Annotated in this window: 17 protein-coding genes and 2 pseudogenes; 12 read left to right on the top strand and 7 right to left on the bottom strand. The window is 66.9% G+C overall.

Going from position 1 to position 21,466, the window contains the following annotated elements:
* From BFN33_RS50690 to BFN33_RS39730, 4 genes and pseudogenes are all read left to right on the top strand, one after another.
* On the top strand, positions 1 to 209 hold a 209-nt coding region (locus BFN33_RS50690; RefSeq protein ID WP_176742557.1), incomplete at its 5' end, for a transposase.
* A 137-nt stretch (positions 210 to 346) separates the two neighbouring features.
* Positions 347 to 718 (top strand): hypothetical protein, encoded by a 372-nt coding sequence (locus BFN33_RS39725; protein WP_256122991.1) that lies wholly within the window; start codon positions 347 to 349, stop codon positions 716 to 718.
* A 7-nt stretch (positions 719 to 725) separates the two neighbouring features.
* A pseudogene (locus BFN33_RS50695) lies at positions 726 to 911 on the top strand (ISKra4 family transposase); the annotation flags it as partial.
* Between the two features lie 129 nt (positions 912 to 1,040).
* Positions 1,041 to 1,667, top strand: a complete 627-nt coding sequence (locus BFN33_RS39730; protein WP_256122992.1) for a hypothetical protein — start codon at positions 1,041 to 1,043, stop codon at positions 1,665 to 1,667.
* Between the two features lie 800 nt (positions 1,668 to 2,467).
* On the opposite strand, the pseudogene BFN33_RS54815 reads toward BFN33_RS39730, so the two are convergent.
* Positions 2,468 to 2,707 (bottom strand): annotated as a pseudogene (locus BFN33_RS54815) (IS701 family transposase); the annotation flags it as partial.
* Positions 2,708 to 4,015: 1,308 nt separating this feature from the next.
* Positions 4,016 to 4,993 (bottom strand): helix-turn-helix transcriptional regulator, encoded by a 978-nt coding sequence (locus BFN33_RS39740; RefSeq protein ID WP_069765081.1) that lies wholly within the window; start codon positions 4,991 to 4,993, stop codon positions 4,016 to 4,018.
* A 139-nt stretch (positions 4,994 to 5,132) separates the two neighbouring features.
* Between BFN33_RS39740 and BFN33_RS39745 the strand changes: the two genes are divergently transcribed.
* Complete coding sequence (locus tag BFN33_RS39745) at positions 5,133 to 5,579, top strand: peptidase inhibitor family I36 protein (protein WP_069765082.1); 447 nt, start codon at positions 5,133 to 5,135, stop codon at positions 5,577 to 5,579.
* A 509-nt stretch (positions 5,580 to 6,088) separates the two neighbouring features.
* Positions 6,089 to 6,580 carry a lamin tail domain-containing protein gene (locus BFN33_RS39750; protein WP_079141267.1) on the top strand — a complete coding sequence of 164 codons (492 nt, stop codon included), beginning with the start codon at positions 6,089 to 6,091 and terminating at the stop codon, positions 6,578 to 6,580.
* A gap of 284 nt (positions 6,581 to 6,864) precedes the next feature.
* Here BFN33_RS39750 and BFN33_RS39755 read toward each other — a convergent pair whose 3' ends face one another.
* Positions 6,865 to 7,536 carry a class F sortase gene (locus BFN33_RS39755; RefSeq protein ID WP_088245487.1) on the bottom strand — a complete coding sequence of 224 codons (672 nt, stop codon included), beginning with the start codon at positions 7,534 to 7,536 and terminating at the stop codon, positions 6,865 to 6,867.
* Positions 7,537 to 7,635: 99 nt separating this feature from the next.
* Positions 7,636 to 7,986 (bottom strand): hypothetical protein, encoded by a 351-nt coding sequence (locus BFN33_RS39760; protein WP_370743357.1) that lies wholly within the window; start codon positions 7,984 to 7,986, stop codon positions 7,636 to 7,638.
* 483 nt (positions 7,987 to 8,469) lie between these two features.
* Here BFN33_RS39760 and BFN33_RS53455 point away from each other — a divergent pair, with 483 nt between their 5' ends.
* Positions 8,470 to 8,616, top strand: coding sequence for a hypothetical protein (locus BFN33_RS53455; protein WP_176742590.1), 147 nt, complete (start codon positions 8,470 to 8,472; stop codon positions 8,614 to 8,616).
* A gap of 264 nt (positions 8,617 to 8,880) precedes the next feature.
* Here BFN33_RS53455 and BFN33_RS39765 read toward each other — a convergent pair whose 3' ends face one another.
* Positions 8,881 to 10,314, bottom strand: a complete 1,434-nt coding sequence (locus tag BFN33_RS39765) for a hypothetical protein (RefSeq protein WP_069765085.1) — start codon at positions 10,312 to 10,314, stop codon at positions 8,881 to 8,883.
* 1,046 nt (positions 10,315 to 11,360) lie between these two features.
* Here BFN33_RS39765 and fxsT point away from each other — a divergent pair.
* Both fxsT and BFN33_RS39775 read left to right on the top strand, forming a co-directional pair.
* Entirely contained in the window at positions 11,361 to 13,628 is a 2,268-nt protein-coding gene (gene fxsT, locus BFN33_RS39770; protein ID WP_256122993.1) for an FxSxx-COOH system tetratricopeptide repeat protein, read from the top strand.
* Between the two features lie 632 nt (positions 13,629 to 14,260).
* Entirely contained in the window at positions 14,261 to 14,581 is a 321-nt protein-coding gene (locus tag BFN33_RS39775) for a hypothetical protein (RefSeq protein ID WP_069765086.1), read from the top strand.
* Between the two features lie 216 nt (positions 14,582 to 14,797).
* Here the strand turns inward: BFN33_RS39775 and BFN33_RS55685 are convergent, their stop codons facing one another.
* Positions 14,798 to 15,247 carry a DUF6193 family natural product biosynthesis protein gene (locus BFN33_RS55685; RefSeq protein WP_370743358.1) on the bottom strand — a complete coding sequence of 150 codons (450 nt, stop codon included), beginning with the start codon at positions 15,245 to 15,247 and terminating at the stop codon, positions 14,798 to 14,800.
* Positions 15,136 to 15,528 carry a hypothetical protein gene (locus tag BFN33_RS52805; protein ID WP_141758038.1) on the bottom strand — a complete coding sequence of 131 codons (393 nt, stop codon included), beginning with the start codon at positions 15,526 to 15,528 and terminating at the stop codon, positions 15,136 to 15,138. Before BFN33_RS52805 ends, BFN33_RS55685 begins: the two co-directional genes overlap by 112 nt.
* 855 nt (positions 15,529 to 16,383) lie before the next feature.
* Between BFN33_RS52805 and BFN33_RS39780 the strand changes: the two genes are divergently transcribed.
* From BFN33_RS39780 to BFN33_RS39790, 3 genes are all read left to right on the top strand, one after another.
* Entirely contained in the window at positions 16,384 to 17,190 is an 807-nt protein-coding gene (locus BFN33_RS39780) for an SDR family oxidoreductase (RefSeq protein WP_069765087.1), read from the top strand.
* A 27-nt stretch (positions 17,191 to 17,217) separates the two neighbouring features.
* On the top strand, positions 17,218 to 18,111 hold the full coding sequence (locus BFN33_RS39785; protein ID WP_069765088.1) for a helix-turn-helix domain-containing protein: 894 nt from the start codon (positions 17,218 to 17,220) through the stop codon (positions 18,109 to 18,111).
* A gap of 410 nt (positions 18,112 to 18,521) precedes the next feature.
* Positions 18,522 to 21,314 carry a GH92 family glycosyl hydrolase gene (locus tag BFN33_RS39790; RefSeq protein WP_176742591.1) on the top strand — a complete coding sequence of 931 codons (2,793 nt, stop codon included), beginning with the start codon at positions 18,522 to 18,524 and terminating at the stop codon, positions 21,312 to 21,314.
* Positions 21,315 to 21,466: the final 152 nt, after the last annotated feature.

The raw sequence follows: 21,466 nt of genomic DNA on the forward strand, positions 1-21,466 counted from the left end.
TCGAGAGCGTCAACGCCCGCATCCGCAGGTCCGTCCGCGCCCGCGGCCACTTCCCCAACGAGGCCGCCGCCCTCAAGTGCATCTACATGGCCTTGATGAGCCTGGACCCGACCGGGAAGGGCCGCAGGCGGTGGACCATGCGCTGGAAAGCACCTCTCAACGCGTTCCAGATCGCCTTCGAGGGTCGCCTGACCCCGAGCAACAGCTGACCACTCAACAACCAAGATCAGCCGTTAAATTGACACACCCGGAACTGGAGGCGAAGTCAGCTGAGTTGACCGCTCGGCTGGAGGGCGAGCGTGAGGTGTGGTCGCGGCTGCGGGTGATGCGCGAGACAGTGGCCCAGGTGCTCTCCGAGCTGCCCGGACAGGACGTTGCCCAGACTGCGTCGTTGCGGGAGCCGGTGGCGGCGGAAGAACCGGTGAAGCCCGAAGTGCGGGTGGTGGGGGCGGTCACGGTGCCGCACTGGCGGGAAGGTTTCACGACGGACGTCCTGCCGGATGCGTACCGGGACATCGTCGAGGTGATCGCGGATGCGCCGGGACCGATGCATGCCAAGCAGATCGCGCCCAGGACCGGGCTTCCCGCCGTGACCGCGAAGATCGAGGGGACGCGGGGGAAGCTGAAACGGCTGGTGGAACACGGCTGGCTGATCGAGGATCAGCCCGGACGGTTCGCCCCGGCTCACCCGGCGCCGGGCGGGGAATCGGCGAACTAGCGGAACGATAATCGGTGACCGCCTCGACATCACCGGCAGCCGCTGGGGCCTGGACGGCGCCGAAGCCGTCCTCCAGCTCCGCGCTCTCATCGACAATGGCGACTTCGACGCCTACTGGCGATACGACCTCGCACGCGAGCACGAACGCCTCTGCCCAACCCCCGACCAGCACCACTACGAACTCACGGCCTGACATGGCGCTTAGCGAACGGACCGACCCGCCAAAGTAGCCGATACTCCTGTCCCACCTGCAGGACTCCCGAAACACGTCCGTCTTCCAGTGCACCTTCAGACGGGCCTTCCAGGGCGATAGCGTGTGGTCGTGACGGACCATGCGTATGACGCGGCCGACATCGAGGTGATCGAGTTCGATGCCGCCGTGCGCAGACGGCCGGGCATGCACTTCGGGGTGGAACCTGAAAATCCGAAGCTGCCGGCCAACTTGCTCTGCGCGGTGGGTCGTCATGTGCTTCATCCGGCGACAAGCGTTGCCGAGAACCACACCCTGCGTGGTCTCCTCGAGATCACCAGCGACAGCAGCTTCACGATATCCATGGACCAACCGCACGCCTGGCATGACCCCGGTACTCCCGTCCTCGGATACTACGGCTCTCTCCTCGGGCCCGAATGGTGGCTATTGGCCGCTGCTGCCGCGCTCTCCGGGCAGGTGACTGTTGAGATGTGGGGCGCGGGGCGCGGGTTGCGTCAAGTCCACACTGGCATCCGGCCCCGCACCGCTCCCCGAGAGTTTCGTCCACCACAAGGCAGCGGCACGAGGGTGAGCTTCACCTTCGACCCGGCATATGTCGGGCCGCACTTCGTTCTCCCCACGGAACTTGAGAACCTCGACCTGCACGGTCCGCACTGCGCGCAGCCAGCGGGCTCGGGCCACGTCCTGTTCAGGGACATCCGCTGCGGACGAGAGGCACAGGAAGTCTTGCACCGCTGACTCAACCGCGTGATCAGGGACGTTCCTCAAGGGCTACACCCGTCGAAGATGCGGTCGTACGAGAGCGACTGGCCAGCACCAGACCACGCCCGAGTTCCTGCCCGTACACGTCCAGGAAGTCACGAACCCGCGCTTCCGCCCGCACCGACGGCAACGCCTCCCTGCTGCTGGCATGCAACGTCGCCGTCCTCGCCAAACTCGGCTCGATCGCAGACGGAGGCCTGCCGACCGTCACGAAGGGCTTCGCCGCCGTGCTCGCCCTGGCTGGAGTTGAGGAGGAGGGAGGGCGGGATGGGTGGCGCGGACGCCCCGGGGATCGGGGCGGGCTCGTTCGTGTTGCACATCGAGCGGTCTCCACGCCCGTGCCGCCGTTAGCTCGGCGGCGACGTCCGGGACGTCGGCGGGGGAGAGGTCGGGGTAGGCGTGCGGCTATGGGTAACCGTTAATGTGGGAAATCTCTGTTGGTTCGGGAATGAATTCCCGGACCAACAATCATTTCCTGAATTCAGACGGGTGCTGCGCTGCTAAATGCGGAGAAGGGTGCATCGATGAATGACGCGGTAAGGAAAACTCTAGTCTTCTCTGCAATTTTGATCGTAGGGGGACTCTGCGGGTGCGTTGTTGGACTGATTGCTGGAGACGTGCCGCCGATAGTGATGGGTGCGGCCGGTGCAGCATGCGGAGCGCTTCTGGCGGCTTTTTCCGTGCTGGCCCATCGGAAAAATCGCTCTTGACCATGGTGCTAAATTTGGCGAGTCGACGTTCGCGCCAGGTAGTACTCCAGTCGCAGATCGTGATCTTCATGTCTGGGATACGGCTTGTCGCCGGTAGTGGCTGGTGCGGGACTGGACTTGATGGCGGCGTCGCCAGTCAGACCAGCTGAGGTCGTGCGCTGCGCCATGGGCCGGTCGGATGACGAGCGTGATGAACAGGCCCTGGATCTCGTTGCAGGACAGCGGGATCAGTCCGTCGGGGGCCGCGGGCTAGCGGGCGTGTTTGTCGGCACGGACGACGGCGAGGAAGGCGTAGGCGAGCATGGCTCCCTGCATCCGCATCAGCAGATGGACCACTGCTGATGTTCCGGCAACACTCCAGTTTCCTCGACCAGGTAGGTGACACCGGACGTAATGCCCGGCACCACCTACCCACGTACGTGCCTTACGCAGCTACGAGGTAGCTGATGCTCTCACCGGGTTGTGTCTTGAACTCCAGGCGGAAGCGGGTGTTGTCCCGCACGTTGGTGGACAACGTCGCCCATCCCGGGTATGGCAGCAGCTTCCAAGGGCTACAGCTGATCGTCGATCCGTTGGCACGCTCCAGGCAAGAGCGGGCGTCCGTCTGGTATCGGACGTGCGTAAGCTGCACGTTGATATCCGCGCAGCGGTTGGTTGTGTAGTAGGGCCCTACCGCGGTGGAGCCGTACGGCAGCCTGATGGTCGCCGACTGGGCGCCCCCATAGCAGCTCGTCGCGGCGGAACTGACTCCTGCGCTCGGTCCCGATATACCCCCCAAGGCCATGGCTGCCACAAGAGCGATCTTCGCCCACTTGCGCATACACACCTCCATCGATAGACCGGATGATTCGGTCTATGGGTTCATTAAATGCCCCATGGGGTGTATTAGGGGTGATTGCTAATTAGTGCTCTTAAATGCCCATCAGGAGTGACACCCTGTCCGTTGGTGTTCGGCGTAGTAAGCCTCATTGACCAGTACTTCGAGTGTGTGTCGACGCCTCCCATTACCGACGGCAAGTATCCGCTCAGCCGTGAAGATCGCGATCTGCAGCTGGAGTACTAGGAAAGCCCGTAGCGCGACGGTGGAGGACTCGCTCTGTCGGCTTTTCCCGCCTTTCTGGGACGAAGCACCCCAGAAAGGCGGGAAATGCGTGCCTCCGATGACACCAACCGCCGCAGGTGTCTACCTCGACCCCTCAGGCTTCTACAAGACGGGCGCCTGCTACTACGACCCCAGCCTCGGCCGCTTCACCCAGTGCGACCGGAGCGGCAAAGAAGGAAAGGTGCACACGGGCAGGCTCGGCCACCGCACCTCCAGCAGGGGGCTCGGACGTCACCGGGCATCCAACCGCCACGACCACCAACCCGGCGAACCAACGCGGTCAGAGCCTAGTGATCACGCGATCCCGATGATGTTCGTGGTCCGAGTCCCTCGCGGGAATCTCTCAACTCACTGGGCGCTTCCGAGCCCCTTGCAAAGACCAGGACGGTGACGACCCGCCACAGGCGCAGCCCGCGCTGCTCCGTCCGGCGCCGAGGCAGATGTGTTCTCACACATCCTCAGGACGGTCCCGGGCCATGAGCCGGCTGCGATCCCGTCGCCTCGGCACGACGTTAGCGGGCCGGCGCCCGCAGCAGGGCGGCTCCGAGTGGGGTCAGGGTGTGCAGGACCGTGTTGGCGTGGCGGTGGCTGTTGATCAGGCCGGCGTCGCGCAGTACGGCGGTGTGATGGCTGGCCGTCGTGGGGGTCACGCCGGCCCGGCGGGCGGCCTCGGTGGTGGTGGAGCCGGTCGCGCTGGCTCTCAGGATGGCGGCGCGGGTGGGGCCGAGCAGCACGTGCAGTGGTGGGGAGTCTGCGTGCGAGGTCGTCGTCGGCAGGTGATGGAGGGGATAGAGGAGAACGGGCGGGAGCCCGGGGTCGGCCAGAGCGATAGGCGCCTGCCAGCAGAAGTGGGAGGGGATCAGGAGCAGCCCCCGCCCGTCGAGGTGGACGTCGCGGTGGTCCGGATACGGATCGATCTCCAGTACCGGTGGCCGCCAGTGAATCGCGGGGCCCAGTCCGGAGAGCAGGCCTTCGGTTCCCGCGTGGAACAGGGTGTGGGCGTGCCGGGCCCGTTCGGCGTGCAGGTGTTCCTGGATGCACTCCTCGTGCGGGGCGATCGCGGCACGGTGGTAGGCGCGCAGGGCGCCCACGAGTTGTTCGCGCAGGTCCGGCTCGGTGAGCCGGCGTGTCCAGGCCGGGGCTCCGACGACCCGGTTGAGCGCGTCGACCTCGCGCGCGACCCTCTGGCCCGGCGTGTCCCGAATTGCCTCCAGCCCGGCGTCCAGTCCTTGGGTGCCCTCCAGTGGTGTCAGGAAGTCGGGGAAGTAGCTGGCGCGGGGGAAGAGCGGCAGCAGGAAGTTCTTCACCGTCCGTTCGAGCCCGGCCAGACGCAACGAGTCACGTGCGGTGCGGAACCAGGGTGCGTAGGCCCAGCGGCCTTCGCGGGTCTGGAGCCGGTGCAGACTGACCGCGATCTCCCAGAGCGCGTGCGGTTCGGTCGCCACTCTGACCCTGGTGAGGTCCTCGGACGTGAAGTGAAAGCGGAGCATCCCTTTCCCCGTGGGGTACTGGTGCCGACCTGCGAAGTGTCAGTGGACTCGCATGAGCATGACAGCGATACGCGGGGCCGGGAAGCATGTATCCCGCCAGCCGTAGGCCCGTTGGGGCAGTCCACTAGAAGGGTACGAAATGTTCCCGTACGAGCAGGAGCACGACCGGAAGTCCAGCCGCACCCGCCGTCGGGGCCGCCGGGGTCTCGTCGCCGCGGCGCTCACCCTCGCCACGGCCGCCCTGGGCCTGATCGCACCGAGTGCCGCGAGTGCCACGGCGCAGGCGTGGGAGTGCAACAGCGGCAGCGTGTGCGTCTACAGCGGCAACAACGGCACGGGCAGCCGATGTTCATGGAGCAACGCCGACCCCGACTGGTACAGCGGTGACGTCCAGTGCTCGTGGGCCGACAACCAGGTAGTCAGGTCGATCTACAACCGCGGCACGTCGTCCTCGTACAACTGGGTCGTTCTCTACACCGGCGCCAACTACACCGGCGACCACTATTGCTGGGCGCAGAACGGTGGCTTCGGATCAGAATTCAACACCAAGATCCGCTCCCACCGCTGGCGCGCTTCCTGCTCATGACCGGATGACAGGTCGGCGGGCCCCCGAGCGCGGGGACCCGCCGATACCTGTGGGCCCCACACCCCGGTGGAGCTCATTCAACGAAGCGGCTCCTCGTGGTGACCTGCCGTGCGCGGTCGGGTTCCCGCACGTGAGGGTGCGTGGCGCCCGGACGGAGAGCCTGTTACGCACTTTCGGGTGACGGCCCGCCAGGGACTGGGGTGGCGCATTCCGGCAAACACGGGCGAGGGACCAAGGCGCATACCGCTCGATGATCTGACGTGGCGTCAACATGGTGCGTTCGCGGCATAAATGGACAATGCATCCAAGAGTCACAGCAATGTGGATGACCAGTAACGGACCGTCCGTATTGCGTTCACAACCTGCACGGCACGGCCATGGTGTGGATGTGCGGCCAACCGGCCGCCACCCGCACACCGCACCAGCCCGTTCCACCGGCCCCGCTGCAAGGGGCCGTCGGGACAGGGCGGGTGCTCGTACAGCCTGGGGGCTTTGTGTCTTCTTCCACGGTGACCGCCCGTCGTCTCTCCGCCGCCGTGCTGTCGGCCGCCGCGATCGTCGGGGCGGCGGCGCTGCCGGCGTCGGCGGCCGACCACGCCCGGCCCGACCGGACGAAGGTGGAGATCAGCGCGGTCCAGTACGACGCGCCCGGATGGGACGACCGCTCGCGGCGCTCGCTGAACAAGGAGTGGGTGGAGCTGTCCAACCCCTCCCGCCGCACCGTCAACCTCGACGGCTGGACCCTGAAGAACGAGGACGGCGACACCTACACCTTCGACCACTACCGTCTCGAGGGCCGCGCCACGGTCCGTATCCACACCGGCTGGGGCCACGACACCGACAGCGACCTCTACATGGACCGCCACAACGAGGTGTGGGACAACCGCTCCGACACCGCCACCCTGCGCAACGACCACGACCGCTTCGTCGACGACGAATCCTGGGGCCGCCACCACCGCGGCCACGGCGGTCACCACCACGGCGGCAACCGCCACCACTGATGCGTCGTCCCGCACCTGCGGCATGAGGTGGTGCTGCAGGTGCGGACGGGGTGTGGCCCCGGACGGTTCGCCCGGATGCTGTTTGGTTGCTTCTGGGGGCTGACGTGACGTCGGCCTTCGACCATGGAGGATGTGGCCGACCCGTTTACGGAACTGACAACGACGGATGGGACCCTCGGGCTCAGTGTCTTGTAGTCGGTGACCGTCCTGGAGGCGGTCGTGCGGGCATCCGAAGAAACCCTCGCAGAGGGCGAGCTCTGGGGCGTGGCAGGCCGGCTCGGTGGTCACGTCACCGCGGTCAGCGTCGCAAATACCACGACATTGCCTCGGTAGCCGGTTCCTGCGGCGTATTCACCCCCACAGGTGATCACGCGTAATTCGGGCCGGGGGGAACTGCCGTAGACCTTCTCGTCCGGAAATGCCTTCTTGTCGTAGAGCTCGACGGCGTCGACCGTGAAGACTGCTGTGTGCCGGTCTGCCCGGGTGATCTCGATGGTGTCGCCCTTGGCCAGTGCCCCGAGCCGGTAGAAAACCCCCGGTCCTTCCTGCGTGTCGACATGTCCCGTCGTGATGGCTGTGCCCTGCGAGCCGGGAGTTGGGCCTTCGCCGTACCACCCGGCGAAGGCCGGCATATCTGCCGGTGGTGGGCGCAGTGCTCCTGTCTCATCGAGGGTCAGTTCCGTCATGGGGGCGTTCACGCCGATGGCGGGGGCCCGCAGCCGGACCGGATCAGAGGGAGGCAGCGCCGACACTGAAGGGTGGTGGGCCGAGGCGGTGTTGCTGGGACTGGGCTGCAGGGAGGGGGAGAAGGACTGCGTGGTCGAAGGCTGCGGAGGCTGTCCGTCCCGGAGTGCCGTGGTCATCAGCATCAAGCCCGTCAGCAGGGTGCAGGCGAGCCACTTGGTGGAGGGGGTGAACAGGGGGGAAGGTTCGACGGGCTCGTCGCTGGGTGCCATCGCTCTAGCGCCTTTGCTGTGCGGCCGAAATGAGTGACGGGAGCGACTCGAGCCCCGGGACCGACGAAGGCCCGGGGGCTGGGCCGATGGAGCAGAGCGTCAGGTGCGGGCACCGGCCTGGCGGCGGCGCATCTTGATCGCGCCTCCGGCGGCGGCTCCGGCGAACAGCACCGCCCCCAGGGCAAGCTGTGTGCCCTTGTCGTTGCCCGTTCCGAAACCAGCGTCGACTGGACCGTTGGGGTTGCCGGTGCCGACCAGGTATGTGCCCGTGATTTTGACTCGCGGCGGGCACTTCAGGGTGACGGTGTAAGCACCGGGCTCGGTTCCGCTCGGCACCTGGAATTCGCCGGTCAGTACGCCCGTGCGGGCGCCTGGGAAGAGGTGGAACATGCCTCCTGCCTCGGCCTCGCCCTTCCCATAGGTCTCCGAGCCACAGGCTGTGGTGCTCACGCGGACGGTGGAACCTGGGGCGGCGTGTCTCGTGCTGATGTGGATACCTGATTCGCTGCTGGGGCCGCTCGCGGCTGCTGCGGCTGTGCTCGACAGTCCGACGGCACCGAGAACCAGACCGATGCCGGCGCCTGCACATTTGATACGCATGAAGTTCCTCCGGGGAAGCAGTGGCCGGCCCGATTGCGCAGCCCCGTTGTTGTGCTCCGCTCATGAGAAAACCGACAGACCGTCAGGGCCGCAACACGGCATACGGACGGATGGGTCATCCGGCCACACCCAGCGACCGCAGTCCTTTGATCATTTACGCAGGTGAGCGGCTTTGAGGGAGAGATTGGAAGAATGCACCGCACAGGTGACGAAGGACCAGCGTCCGTCATGGCTGAACCTTGAGTCGAGTCCCCACGTTGCTTTTGGAATGACGATCACCCTCCTGCATCGCGCGGGGGAGGAGCGCACCGGTTCCTATGGAGCTGCCCCGGAATGGTTCCTGAGCCGGGAGAAATGCAGGTCGTCGAGGTCGACCAGCCCGATCGACGCGCCGTCGGCACGCCCAAGACGGGCGAGGGCCCGGCCGCCGACCTGCGCGCGCTGAGACCGGCGAAGGAATCGGCCGTCAAAGCCCGGTAGCCGACGGCGAACCCCGCAGCGTCGGCGAGGTTCGCTGCGCGCTCCCTGCAGCCTGGCCGTTCCGAGGAGGGAGTGTCCTGCCAGGGGGCATCCAGTCTGACTGCGGTCCAGCCGGTGGGCTGCTTGCCCCATCTGCAGGCCATGCTCGGCATTCTCCGGGTCCACGACCTGGCCCTCACAAGCTAACCCACGCCCCATACGGGACAACCTCTATGAGAGCCGCCTGCCGCTCACCTGCACCTCAAGGACCGGACCGGTGCCGTGTCACCGGTGTCTTCTGTGCCCGGCCGCGCCCTGACGGCTTTGACGGCCGCGGAGGCCGGGCTTCGGCTGGTGTCGCTTGCGCCGCTTGCCCGACCGGTTCACGGCCGTCTGAGCACGCGCCTGGGCGGGCGGGCCGGTTTGCCGCAGGCTCTCGATCGTGTCCTCAATGTCGTGCAACTCCGCCTCGGCACGCCCCGGTTCCTCCGCGTCGAGCCGGGCGAATGCGTAATGCGCCTGCTCGTGCGCGCGCAGCACCTTGGCCCGGGGGCGGCCCCGGCCTCCGTACGACTGGGCCAGCACTTCCTGCGCCCGGGCCCTGTTGAACCTGAGTCGCCAGGCACGTACGTCCAACTCGTCGTACAGCGTCAGTGCCCGGCGGGCGGCGGCCTCGGCCCGTCCGCAGGTCTGCCGGGTCGCGGGTGCGGCACGCTGCGGCCGGCCGGTCGCGTCCAGCGCGAGCAGAACCTCCGCCTCCAGACAGTTCGTCCAGGCCTCGTGGATGCGATTGGCCCACCGGTCCTCCTCGCGCATCCCTTCGTACTGTTCCAGCGCCTGCTCGACGTGTTCCAGCGCCTCGAGCAAGTCCTCCTGGCGGCTCTCCGCCGGACGGGCACGCGCCCTGCCCAGGTGCGCCTCCGCCAGTCGGCCCAGCGCGAGGGCGTGCTGCGGCCGTACGGCCTCGCGGTACTCCCGCTCCAGGGCGTTGTAATGACGGTTCAAGGCTTCGGTGTGCCGCTCGACGCTCTCGTCCCACTCCTGCCGGGCGGCGTGCTGGACGCCCAGGATGGACAGGGCTTCGGCGATGTCCCGTTTCCACAGGCCCGGACACCTCTCGCGCAGCGCCTCGTAGATCTCGACGCTCTCCGAGGCCCTGGCCACCGCATGGTCGACGCGTCCGCTCGCACCGAGCTGCCACGCCAGACCGCGCAGCGCGAACGCCCGCATGCCCTGGATCTCGTCCGGCGCGTGCTCGTCGCTCTCTTGGGCGTGCGGCAACCGCTCGATCAGCTCGCACGCCTCGGTTGCCGCCTGCAGGGCCTCGCGCTGGCGGCCGATGCGGTGAGTGGCCGTGGCCAGCGTGCACAAGGACTTCACCAGACCGAAGGCGTTCCCGCGGCTGGGGTTGCGCTGGAACAGCGGTTCCAGACGCCGTATGGAGTCCCGGGCACAGAGGTCCGCGTCCTCGAACCGCCCCACGTCGACGAGCCGGTCGGCCAGGTCCTTGAGGGCCTCCGCCAAGGCGAACTCGTGCTCCTCGGACGGACTGAACTGGTGCAGCGCGTGGTATATGTCCACCGCCTGCCCGGCGACCTCATGCGCCTGGATGCGCAGACCCGAACTGGCCAGGTACAGCGACCAGCGCTGAAGGGCCTGGGCCAGCTCTTCCCGGTGGTCCTGGGCGGGCGCTCCGCTGCCCTGGCGGTAGTGCTGCACGGCGTGTTCCGCGACGGCCGTGGCCAGCTCCAACAGGACGTCCGGGCAGGCGAGGTCGAGTTTCCCCGAGGACCTGGGCGGCGACCTCCTGCGCCGACTCCTTGCGCAGCGTGGAGTTCAGCGCGCAGGCCAGCGAGGTGCCGATGGCGCGCGCGAACTGGTCCTGATCGGTGGCCGCGACCTGTTTGACCAGCCTGACGAGGGGGCGGGCGTGATCGCGCAGCGCGGCGTCCAGCGCCTCGCGGGCCCGCTGCTGGGCCGACGGCTCACTCGTCCCGTCGGCCCGCCAGCCGTCGGAGCCGGCGGTGAGCTGAAGGACGTGCAGCACATTGAGTATCTGGCGTGCCTGGTCGGTCGAGGCCTGGGGGATCCCCGGGCCGTCGCCGCCGACGTCGAGCAGTCGCGGGGCGATATCGGGAAACGCGGCGATGACCTTCGCGCCGAGCCGTTCGGCGAGCCTCAGCGGCTGGAGCGACCGCAGGTAGCCGTCTCCGGTGAGCTCCGCGTGCTGCCATCGGGCGAATGCACGCGTGAGCCACTCCGGTTCGTCGGCGAGGTCGGGGACGAGCCGCAGCCGGCGCGCCGCCTCGGTCTCCCGCTCCCCGTCCGTCTCGCCGTCGGCCACCGCCAGACTCGAGACGGCGACGATCCGTTCGAGCAGGACCGGGTCGTGGGGCAGCCTCTGACGCTCGGCGGACGCCTGCCACCTCTGGCGTTGCACGTCGAGGGCGTAGTCCAGCAAGGCGTTGGCGCGTGAGCGCGTGGGCGGTCCCGCGGTGGCCGAGTGCGTTTTGAGCAGTAGGCTGCGGGCGTCCACCAGTGCCTGGATGAGGATGAGCAAGGGGACGCGGTGGCCTGGTCGCTCGGCACGATGCAGCGAGGGGCACGTGACGGGTGAGTTCCAGCAGCTCCAGCTCGTCGTTGCCGACGCGGCGAGACAGCCGCCGTTCCCCGCCGACGTCGAGTGTCACGCAGTGGTGGTGCTCTTTGCAGGCATTGTCCATTGTCCTACACAGCGATCAAGTCGCTTATCCCAATGAGCGGTTGTGACCGTCGCGGGCTCCGGGCGGCCAAGTCATTTCGGCCATCAAGCGGCGACAAGCTCACTGCCATACCCGGAGCCCTCGGGCCCACTGATCCTACGAACGACCGGAGTTGGCCCGCGCCAAAACGGTAGGACAAGCTCAGTTTCTGTCTCTTCGGCAGGCCCTTTCATCGGTTTAGTCAGCGGCTCCTGGGATAACATCACGCAGGCTGTTGATCGTCGCGGCAGCCGTGATACCGAAGAGGGAGCCATGTGGCGAACGCTGGCCGGTGTGGTGTCCGGTCTGCTCGTGCTGTTCGTCGGCAGTCTCGCCTTCAACGCGGCGTCCGGGCAAAGCCATTGGCCAGGACCGCTCGACCTCGTGCGGGTCCACCCGTGGCTGGTTCTCCTCCTCCTGATACCTGTGTCGCTGATCGGGCTGTGGCAGGCGCCGCGCCGCGACCGCGGGCAGAGCCCGCCCGCGCCCATGACGTACCAACTGCCGCCACGCAACACTGACTTCACTGCCCGCGACGCCACGCTGCGGGAACTGCGGCAGCGCCTCACCTCGACGAACGGTGTCGCGATGCTGGTCGTGCGCGGGATGGGCGGTGTCGGCAAGACCCAACTCGCGGTCGAATACGCCTACCGGCACCTCGAGAAGTACCGGTTCGTCGCGTTCGTGCATGCCGGGGACGCCGACCGGGTGGCGTCGCAGTTCGTGTCCCTGGCCGGGGAGCTGGGGCTGGCGGAAGCAAGCTTCGACCAGGTCATCCCGCGGGTGTACGGCAAGTTGGCGGACCGCAGGCCCTGGCTGATCATCTTCGACAACGGGGAGGAACAGAACACTCTCACGCACGCGCTGCCATCGGGTGGCCTGGCGAGCAACGGCCATGTCATCGTCACCACCAGGGTGAGGAACTGGTCGAGCAGTGCCGGTGTCATCGGCCTGGACGTGTTCGCCAGGCAGGAGTCGGTGAGCCTGCTGACGCGTCGGGTGCCCGGCATGACCGCGGCGGTGGCGGACCGGATCGCCGAGGAACTGGGGGATCTGCCGCTGGCGTTGGAGCAGGCAGCCGGGTACATGGAGTACAACCAGACGGCGCCCGATGACTACGTGAGTCTGCTGACGTCCCGGCTGGAGGAGATGATCTCGCTGGGCGCGCCGGGCGACCGGTCGGCGGTGATGGTCGGGGCCTTGTGGCAGCTCAGTGTGCGAAGGCTGGAGGCGGAGCGGCCGCAGGCAGTGCGGATGCTGAGGCTGTGTGCCCTACTGGCGCCGGAACCGATCCCGCTGGACCTGTTCACCCGTAGTCCCGAGATCCTGAACGTGGGCGCCTCCGATCCGCTGGTGTGGGACAGGACGCTCGGTGCTCTGGCCGGTCTGGGACTCGCGCGGCGCGGGAACGCGTCGCTGGTGGTGCACCGGCTGGTGCAGGCCGCCGTCCGGGCCGATATGCCGGAGGAGGCGCATGCCGACGCCCGGGTCCAGCTGTGCCGGGCGCTGGTCGCGGCCGTACCGCACGACGTCCACGGCGACCCGGACGCGCGGCCGCGCTGGCAGGAGTTGCTCTCGCATGTCCTGGCGGTGACCAAGGACGATCCACCGGTCGAGTGCGCTGCGGAGACGGCGGTGCTGCTCAGGCTGGCGTCGGAATTCCTCATCCAGATCGGGGACTACCAGATGGCGCTGCCTCTGTGTGAGCGTGCCCTCGCGATCGACGAGTCGATCGAGGACCGGGATGCGGAGACTGGCTTCGATCTGATCACTCTGGCGCAGATCCACCGGGAGCTCCACGCGCCGGAGAGGGCCCGCCCACTCGTGGAACGCGCGCTGCGGCTGCACGAGTCCTGCCTGCCGGCGAACGATCCCGCCATCGCAACGGACCTGGCCACGCTCGCGCGCACGCTGTGCCTCCTCGGTGAACACCGTGCGGCGCTGCCACTGGCCGAGCGGGCGCTGCAGATCGACGAGGCGGCGCTCGGGCCGAACGACCCATACGTGAGCTTCGACCTGATTGCACTGGCGAATGTCCATGTCGACCTCGGCGACCACGAGGCGGCCCTGCCACTGATCTCACGGGCACTGCAGATCCGCGAGGCCGTCTATGCGCCGGACCATCTGTACATCGGCTACGTCCTCATCTTCCAGGCCAAGGTCCTGCACGCGATGAACAACCCGACCGCCGTGGGTTTCGCGCGCCGGGGTGCACAGATCCTGCAGACCCGGCTGGGCCGGACCCACCCCAAAACCGAGGATGCCTTCACTCTGGTCGACCGGCTGCGTTGACTGACGCGACGAGTGGCACCGAGGCCGGCAAGGCCACTGTGCGGCGTCCCCGGAGGTGGCCGAGTTCCTCGGTGGGGTCGACTTTTGGTGGCCCGGGCTCAGGCCGGGGGCGGCTTCCTGCAGCAACTGACCAGGCGGTTGCTGGAGTCCGCGCTGGAGGGCGAGCTCACTGATCACCGGGCTCGTGCCCCAGATGATCAGTGAGCTCGCCGTCCTTCATCCACCCCGTCGACGGGCAGGTCAAGATGCTCGCCGGACTGTACGAGTACGGTCAGCCCGGAGATCAAGAACGACCACGGCCCGGCCACCTGGCTGATGAACTGCACGACCATCGCGCCGGGCCGCGTCCACCCCTGCATGCCACTCGCCCCGGCCCCGCCCCTCTACGACGCCTGGCTCCATCCCCACCCGGAAGACCCCGACGACCTGCGGGCCCTGCTCATAGCGTCGGCGGCGTCAACCCTGCGGCCCTTGAGGACATGGCGGGCGCGGGAGCCGGGGTTGGTGGCGATCACGGTCATCAGTTGCGGCGTGGTGACAGCGACCGGTGCGCGGGTCGGGGTCCGTTCGGTGGCCAGTTGCTCGGCGCCGGCCGGAGCCGCTCGGGCCTCGCCGGAGAAGACACGACTCTCGTGCGCGAGTTCGGAGAGGTAGTCGAAGAGGCGGAGGCTGGCGTCGCGGATCTTGTCGCGGCTGACGCCGAGCTCGCCCCGGAACGGCTCCCTCGGATGGTGATGGGGATGGGCTCGACGTGCCCGGAACGGGCGATCCCGCGGGAAGGGATTGATGATCGGGCCGGTGCCCTCGTCCAGGTGGAAGTTGTAGAAGTGGTGGGCGCGTACTTCGTTCCGGCTGACGGCTTGCCCGTGACGAGATTCGGTGTACCAGGTTCTGCCCTCGTGGGCGGCGCAGGGCTGGGCGTGGTGATCCCGCGCTGCTTGAGCCGCCAGTGAACGCGAATCGGCCTGTCACCTATCTGCATCCACCGAGCGAAGTCCCGCGCTTCGTGCCTGTCCTTCGTCTCACCGGATCTCCGAATCGCGCAGCCACGCTGACGACCTGGCACCAGTAGATATCTCCACTTGCGCCCGTCTGGTGAGGAGTCATGTGGCCATGAAAGTGGTCACCATCAGTAACTCGGTTCAGATTGCTGATTTCTGATGCGGACATCACACAGGTGACTCGCCGGTTCCGGCGGTGGCCGGGCCGAGGCCCGGTGGGAGGTGGGCCACTGCCAGGGCGGCAGCCTCTTCGGCTGTGGCAGCTTCGCCGAGGACACCCTCGTGAAGAAACCGCTGAACACGGTACGGGCGTCCGGCGTGGGACGGGACAATGGCCACTACCACGGGGGATCTGCGCCCGGTGTAGGTCCTGAAGCCGAGCGTCCAGTGGCTGGAGATCGGGGAGAGCTGCCGCAGGCGCGGTTCGGTCTGGGCAGCTTCCACAAGCAGACCGAATTCAGGGAAGTCCGGCGCATCGGCGGCCTGTTCCCGGAGCAGACGCCAGCTCACGTCAACCGCTGCGGCAGGCCCGCGTTCGTGAGCCTCGGCAAGTTCGCTGAAGTGCAGAAACGGCAGTTGAGCGTGCAGTTCCCGCAGGCTCTTACCTTCCCCCCCCACGCCACGCCTGCCCGGACGACGTCAGCGAGATCGGGGGTTGCTCCGGTGATGAGTTCGACTCCCTGGCTCCAACCGGAAACACCGAACCAGCGCCTCTCGGCTCCGATGTGAACGGATAGCGGCAGACGTTCAGGAACCAAGGCCGCGATGCTCGCCGAAACGACTGGACCCCAGTCCCCGGGCAGGGTCACGAGATCGACACCAAGTTCGGCCGCCACCTGGTCCAGGGCGGCGGCCAGACTGCCGGCGGCGGCCAGGTCGGGATAGAGATCGGAGTTCACGATCAAATTGTGCCTTCACCGCGCTCTGGCGAAGAACAGCAATCGATGAAGGAAGTGGCGCCGGGCGCCGGGACGCACGGGGACAAGAGTCACTGCTCGTGTCCGGCGTTCGCTGCTTGGGAGTGCGACTGGCCACCAATGGGGACCGTGAGCGGAGGGTCCCTGGCCGTACACGGGGAGAAGGTCTTGGTCACCGTCCAGACCTGAACCTGCATCAACACGGACAGATCTCCTGAATGACGCCGTCCTGGCCGCGCCTGTGAGGGAGTTCGGGAGGCCGGCCGTCGTCCGGACGCGGAGTTCGACCTCCTTCATCGCAGCAGCGCGGTGGCCTCGAAGTCTCCTCGCAGGAATTGGGGCCGTGCCTTCGCCTCCAGAACCGGGCACGAGTTCGATGTCGAGCCGTTGAACTGCTCTGATCCAGGGCAGGCCTTGGTCGGGTGCGGCGTGTCCCTGGCGGGTGACGAGGAACGAGCCCGATGTGTCCTGTCTGACGTTCCAGACCATGAGTCCGCGGTTCAGCAGCCACGACCACGCTTCTGTCAGCGCCAGAACAGCCTCGGGCTTCTCGTAGTAGGTGACTCATGCCTGTTTAAGCCAGTTTTGCCAATTCCACTCGTTGTTGTCCCGAGCGTCTTTGAGTGAGTCAGCGCACCAAGCAAGGGGGGCTCTCACAGTACCTGTATCACCAGGGTCTCCCGGACGTCCCAAACGCCTGTCAACCTGGTTGAGTCGAAGGCGCCGACGACACTCCATGGACACGGACTGCCGCTTTACTCCCATCAGTTCAATTCAGCTGCCGCGAATGCGCGACCCTGTCGGCGCATTCTTCCGCGACAGAAGGAACGGAGACCAATGGCGAACAACGAATTCACCACTCAGACAGAACTTTTCGATCTGAGTGGGAAGTGCGCACTTGTCACTGGCGGCACCAGGGGCATTGGGATGATGATCGCGCGCGGCCTTCTCCAGGCGGGCGCCCGCGTCGTCATCAGCTCACGCAAGGCAGACGCGTGCGCGGAGGCCCAGCATCTACTGTCCGAATTCGGCGACGTTCAAGCAATCCCCGCCGACCTGTCCAGGCACGACGAGTGCCAGCGCCTCGCTGACCTTGTCATGGCCGACTCGGAACGCCTGGACATCCTTGTCAACAACGCGGGAGCGATGTGGCGCGAGCCGCTGGAGACGTTCCCGGACGAGGCCTGGGACTCAGTGATCGACCTAAACCTCAAGTCGCCGTTCTGGCTGGTACAGGCGCTGCTCCCCGCACTTCGCAGGGCGGGTACCGCCGATGATCCCGCGCGGATCATCAACATCGGCAGTATCGCCGCCATCCACGTCGCCCAGGCGCCCAACTACTCGTACGCCAGCAGCAAAGCGGCACTCCATCAACTCACCCGCGTGCTTGCCAGGGAGCTGGGCCCACAGCACGTCACGGTGAACGCGGTAGCACCGGGAGTGTTCCCGTCGCAGATGATGGAGGCCACGCTCGATGCCATCGGCGACAAGATCTCGGCGGCGGCCCCTCTGCGCCGGCTCGGCCGCGACGACGACATGGCGGGTATCGCCGTGTTTCTCGCCAGCCGGGCTGGGTCCTACCTCACGGGCACCATCATCCCGGTAGACGGCGGCACCGCCACGACCGCAACGGGCACCCCCTAGTTTGCGGCACGGGCTTACGGTAAGGGGATGGCCACGATGGATCCACGCACCGAGATCCGGGAGTTTCTCAGCTCGCGTCGCGCGCGCATCACACCCCAGCAGGCGGGCCTGCCCGCATACGGCGGCAACCGTCGGGTCAAAGGTCTGCGCCGCGAGGAGGTAGCGCTGCTGGCGGGGGTGTCGGTCGACTATTACGTGCGCATGGAGCGCGGCAGCCTCGCCGGTGCCTCTGATGGCGTGCTCGACGCGTTGGCCTCTGCTTTGCAACTCGACGAGGCCGAGCGCGATCACCTGTTTCACCTCGCGCGCCAATCCAGGGCACCCAGCGGCCCACGCCGGCGTAAGCCTGCCGTGACGGTGCGCTCGACGCTGCAGCAGGTGCTCGACGCGATCTCCGATGCGCCGGCCTGGATCGGTAACGGCCGCTATGACGTGCTCGCCATGAACCAACTCGCTCGCGCGCTGTATTCACCGGTGCTGGCCGATCCGCGACGGCCCGCGAACACAGCGCGCTTCGTCTATCTAAACTCTGAGGCGGCCAGAGATTTCTTTGTCGATTACGACCAAGTTGCCGGCGCCGCGGCCGCGAAGCTACGCATGGAAGCCGGCCGCAATCCGCACGACGAGGAGCTGATCGCCCTGGTCGGTGAACTGTCGACGTGCAGTGAGCTGTTTCGGCAGCGGTGGGCATCTCAGGACGTGCGGCTGCACCGGTCCGGCCGCAAGCGTGTGCACCACCCGATCGTGGGTCAGCTCGACTTGGACGTCGAGTCCCTGGAACTGCCCGCCGAACCCGGCCTGCACCTCAACGTCTACACCGCACCCGCGGGCACACCGACCGCTGACAATTTGGCGCTCCTGGCGTCGTGGGCGGCCACCCAACAGACGTTGGCGACCGAGCTCGAAGCACACAACGGATAGTCCACCGCCATCAGCCGTACTAGTCAGCGGACCATGACGTGGGGCAACAACCTGCCGGGAAGTAAACACGGGAGTGAGACAAAAATCAGTGTGGACACGCGTGAATCGTTGAAGATGGCGCTGTGGCGGCGCGATGACGCCTGACGCCGTGTCAGTGACGGGCTGATCCATCACAGCGATGCCGGGCCAATACAACTCGAATGCGATGCGGAAACTTCTCACTCGTTGCAGAAAAGCGGTGTCAACGGCCCCTTGGCGCCGAGCTGTTCAGTTCCACTTCAACCGGCGTCTCGCCTTTTGAGAATCTGCCCTACCGCCTCTTTCGTCTCGTCTCCACCACGAGCAAGATGGGTGCCTCGAGGGATGGCAACGTTGTCATCCCTCTCCGCGCGCACTTCCTTGGAGACACCATGCACGCCACGACGGGCCCCGCCCGGACCAGAGCGCAGGCCTTGTTGTCGCACCGGATACGGACGCGGCCAACTCCGCCGACACGGACTGTCCTCATCCTCATCGCCCTGCTGGCCGCGCTCATCCCGCCGCTCGGCATTACGAACCTTGCGGCAGCAGCAGCCCGGCCCGAGACCGCTTCCCGGTCGAACGTGAGCCAAGTCAACCCGTTCATAGGGACGACCGGCAGCAGTAGCACCGAGTACGGGGGGATGATCCCAAGTACCGCGCCGCCCTTCGGGATGACGCGGTGGTCGCCGATGACGCGCGAGAACTACGTCAGCCGCCTGCCCTACCACCTCGGCGACCCGAAGATCACGGGCTTCATCGGCACCCACCAGCCGGCGATCTGGATGGGCGACTCCGGCTACGTGGTCGGAATGCCCGGGGTCGGCGCCGTCAAGACCGCTGAAGCAGACCGCGGACTGCCGTACAGCCACAGCGATGAGACTGCCTCCCCCGAGCTGTACACCGTGCACATGCACCCGTCGCCCGAGCAGACGCTCCGCGCCGAACTCACCGCGACCTCCCGGGTCGGCGTTCAGCGACTGACCTACCCTCAGCACACGGCCCCGAATTACGTGGTGCAGGCGACACGATCCGGCATCACCGGCAACGTGCACATCGATCCAGCTCGGCGGGAGATCAGTGGTTACAACCCCGACCGCCAGGACAGTAACCTCGGGCCCTTCAAAGCGGCCGGCTTCAAGGGCTACTTCGTAGCGCGCTTCGACACCTCCTTCGCCGGCTACGGCACCGCGACCGGCGCCACACAGTACGACCGGCAGAGCGACCGCACGGATCAGGACGTCTCGGGCTACGTGCGGTTCCCGTCCGGCACCGCGAACGTCACCGTACGGATCGCGACCTCGTTCATCTCGGTCGACCAGGCCCGGGCCAACCTCGACAAGGAGGTACCCGACCGGCAGAGCTTCGACGCCACGGTGGCCAGGACCAGGGCCGCCTGGGCGGACAAGCTCGACCGGGTCGACATCGACGGCGCGACGCCCGACCAGCGGGCCGTCTTCTACACCGCGATGTACCACGCCCTGCAGTACCCCTCGGAGATGTCCGAGTACGGCCACTACTACAGCGCGTACGACGACAAGGTGCACAAGGGAGTCAGCTACACCGGATACTCGCTGTGGGACACCTTCCGCGCCGAGAACGCCATCCTCACCCTCTTCGCGCCGGAGCGCATCAACGGCATGGTCACCTCCATGCTGCAGGACTACCAGCAGGGCGGCTGGCTGCCGTTGTGGAAGAACCTCACCGAGACCAACATCATGGAGGGCACGAACGCCGACTCGGTGATCGCCGAGGACATCGCCAAGGGCTTCCACGGCTTCGATCTGAACCTCGCCTACCAGGCCGTCCGCAAGGACGCGATGACACCACCCGACGACGACACCACGCTCTGGTACGGCGACCGTCAGGAAGGCACACCTGTCGAGGCCCGGGCGGGCCTGACGACCTATCTGAAGAACGGCTGGGTCGCCGCCGACCACACTGCCGAGGCGGGCGCGCGGACCATGGACTACGCCTACGAGGACTGGGCCGTCGCACAGGTCGCCAGAGCAGCGGGCAAGACCTCCGACGCCGCGTACTTCCTCAAGCGCAGCAAGAACTACCGGAACCAGTACAACGCCGCGACCGGTTTCATGCAGGCCCGCAACCTCGACGGCAGCTGGGCCGGCGGTGCGTGGACCGAGGGTGACCAGTGGGTCTACACGAACGACGTCCTTCACGACGTCCCCGGCCTGATCGCGCTCAAGGGAGGAGACACCGCCTTCGCCTCCTGGCTCGACACCTACTTCGCCGGGGGACACAACAACCACACCAACGAGCCCAGCCACCACATCCCCTACCTGTACGACTACGCCGGCCGGCCGTGGCAGACCCAGCAACTGGTACGACAGATCGCCGACGCCAACTACCAAAACACTCCCGACGGACTCAGCGGCAACGAGGACGCCGGCCAGATGTCGGCCTGGTACCTGCTCTCCGCCATGGGCTTCTACCCGGTGAACCCGGCCTCGGGCCAATACGCCGTGGGCAGCCCCTTCTTCGACAAGGTCACCCTCGAACTCCCCGGGGCACACCGCCCGCTCGTCATCTCGTCACCGCACGCGGCGTCCCGGCCGTACGTGCAGGCGCTGAGCCTGAACGGCAAGAGCATCACCAAGCCCTTCCTCAGCCAGACAGACCTCACGGGCGGCGGCCATCTCGACTTCACCATGAACGCCGCACCGCAGGCCTGGAGCGCGTCGACGACGCCGCCCCCGGCGGCCCAGAACCTTGCCCGGTCCAAGCCGGTGGAGATGATCGACGGAACTCCGGCGATCGACTGGGGCAAGCCCACCGACAACGCCGTTGACGGAGACCCCTCGACCGAGGCGCAGTCGACCAGCGGCGAGCCGTGGAGTCTACGAGTGGACCTGGGCGCCGCCACCACCGTGGGACGCGTGGTGGTCAACCCCGACTGGGAGAACTACCCAGTGAACTACGCCATCAAGGTCTCCGACGACGGCACCACGTGGACCACCGTGGCCGCGGAAACCGCCGCCGGCGGCACAGCTACCTGCTCCGCTTACGGCGTCACGACATGCGGTCAGCTTCACACCTACACCTTCACGCCGACGAATGCCCGCTATGTGCAGCTGAGCGTCAACAGCTGGGCCTCCGCCAAGACGGGCGCACCGGCCAATGGGTACGGCTGGGCACTCAGAGAGTTCGAGGTCTACGCCGGCTGACACGTAACGTGCCGGTCGTCGGCCTGCCTGTTCGGGGTGGAATGCGTGATTCCTCCGAACGGGCAGGCCGAGTGTGGCGGCGCATGTGCCTGCGGGGGAGGGGTTCTTACGGTTGTGACGGTCTTGGCTCGGCCTCCCACCCACATGTGCCC

It is taken from the genome of Streptomyces sp. LUP47B, from assembly GCF_001746295.1.
In the GTDB taxonomy this organism is placed as follows: Bacteria; Actinomycetota; Actinomycetes; order Streptomycetales; family Streptomycetaceae; genus Streptomyces.